We start from the raw sequence: 1,575 nt of genomic DNA on the forward strand, positions 1-1,575 counted from the left end.
CAGGAGCAACAGGAGCAACAGGAGCAACAGGAGCAGCAGGAGCAGCAGGAGCAACAGGCACAGCAGGAGCAGCAGGAGCAACAGGAGCAACAGGAGCAACAGGCGCAACAGGAGCAGCAGGAGCAACAGGAGCAACAGGCACAGCAGGAGCAACAGGAGCAACAGGAGCAGGGTTGGCGGCATTCGGTTATGTATACGAACTTGCAACCGTACTCGATGCAACTGTAGTTGGTGGCGCAGATGTACCTTTTAGTAATAATGGCCCACTTTCAAATATAACCCACACGGCAGGCACTACCACTGTAACTGTTACTACTGCTGGAAATTATCAGATTGACTATAGTGTGAGTATAACGGCAGGCATTGGTTCAGCAATAGCTATTGCGGTGAACGGTGTAGTAGATGGATCGACGCCAATAACAACACTAATTACTACTGGTCAAGTTACTGGTCAGGCAATATTAACACTTGCAGCTGGAGATGTCTTAACCCTTAGAAATGACTCGGCCATTCCATTCACTATGAGTTTAGCGCCGGCTGTAGGAGCTCAAATGACCGTATTATTATTAGACTAATAAATTTGGCTTAAAGTGTCCTGCTGCTATTGCTCAAAGCAAGGGCCTCGTAGTAGAAATAAGAGGAAGCTAGCGAGAAGATTTGGACTGGAGGAAGAGTAATCTCATATTAGGCTTCCTACACTTACTGCCATTAGCTCTAATTTTGACGGGAGTAGTTGCTATAGGCGCAATAAGTATTGATATTTTAACTGGATTAGCAATACTGGTAATGGAGCAAACGAGATTATTAATGGTATTCTCCGTCACGGCTATAGGTTTGTCGCTTATAAATTTGTAGTTGGTTATGCTGGCGCTGGCGTTACAAGATCATAATGATGATTTACTTGCGATTGTTTTGAATTAATAAGCCGAATCTATATTGGGGGAGGTATCTCATAAATGTATAAATGATATTTTATGAGACACCTCCTCCTTGCTTCTGATAGAGAAAGAATCATTGGTTAGGTTAACAAATTATAACAAGTACAATAGAATAGTAAAAAGCAAAAATTGGCGAACTGAACTTAAGAATACAAACTATGAGTGGTAAGCCACTTAAGAAAAATTATTATTGTTAGTAAGGAGAAGAGGGAGATAATGGCTGAATTAACTACCGGGATAATCGAAAATACGCCAGTCGCTGAAGTAAGACCAACGGTAACTTTTACTGTTAAAATAACCAACGATGATACAACTACTGCTGACATTGAAGTTTTGGGTTTTTTTGTAACAGGGACTATGAAGGTCCTATATATCCAAGAGGTATTTTCTTTGGCAGCGGGAGATGTCGCATCAAGGGTTTATTTTGCTCAGTTAGACCAATTTGAATTTCAATTTATTACAAGTTCTGATGCTGTGGAAATCTCCGGTTGGGGAAAAGGAGCCGATGGGGATTTAGTAGCAGCCCATCGGGTTCTACCAGCTGAGCTTGATCCAATAGGGTCGGTTGAAATAATAGGAGCAACAGGAGCAACAGGGGCTACTGGTGCAGGAGCAACAGGAGCAACAGGGGCTACTG

Annotated in this window: 1 protein-coding gene and 1 pseudogene; both read left to right on the forward strand. The window is 42.7% G+C overall.

The genetic code is table 11. The features are described 5' to 3' along the window. Positions 1-575: BclA C-terminal domain-containing protein (locus LJE72_RS25880; RefSeq protein WP_449508563.1), on the forward strand; the 575-nt coding region annotated here is incomplete at its 5' end. Positions 576-1,154: 579 nt separating this feature from the next. Continuing rightward, a pseudogene (locus LJE72_RS25885) lies at positions 1,155-1,575 on the forward strand (hypothetical protein); the annotation flags it as partial.

This window comes from Desulfosporosinus shakirovi, from assembly GCF_020595055.1.
GTDB lineage: Bacteria > Bacillota > Desulfitobacteriia > Desulfitobacteriales > Desulfitobacteriaceae > Desulfosporosinus > Desulfosporosinus shakirovi.